Annotated in this window: 1 protein-coding gene; it reads left to right on the top strand. The window is 53.0% G+C overall.

Translation table 11 applies throughout. The annotated features are described in order from the left end of the window. Positions 1 to 232, top strand: a 232-nt coding sequence (locus AAC854_RS23680; RefSeq protein ID WP_340619195.1) for a DUF927 domain-containing protein, incomplete at both ends; no start/stop codon positions are given.

Below are 232 nucleotides of genomic sequence, written 5' to 3'. Positions count from 1 at the left end.
CGGCGATCCCGAAGAACTGAAATTATCGTGGCACGGCACTAATCACGGTTTAAACAACGAAGCCGCCGCCCGTAATGATGGTTTCATGCCCATTGACGAAATCGGCCAAAGCTCCAACCCGAAAGAGGTTGCTAACAGCGCTTACAGCCTGTTTAACGGTGTCGGCAAAATTCAGGGAAAACGGGAAGGGGGGAACCGTGCTGTGATCCGCTGGAAAATTGCTGCCCTCTCG

Source organism: Xenorhabdus entomophaga, assembly GCF_037996725.1.
GTDB lineage: Bacteria > Pseudomonadota > Gammaproteobacteria > Enterobacterales > Enterobacteriaceae > Xenorhabdus > Xenorhabdus khoisanae.
The sequence above is the reverse complement of the archived record's forward strand: the minus strand, read 5'-3'. Positions and strand labels throughout refer to the sequence as shown.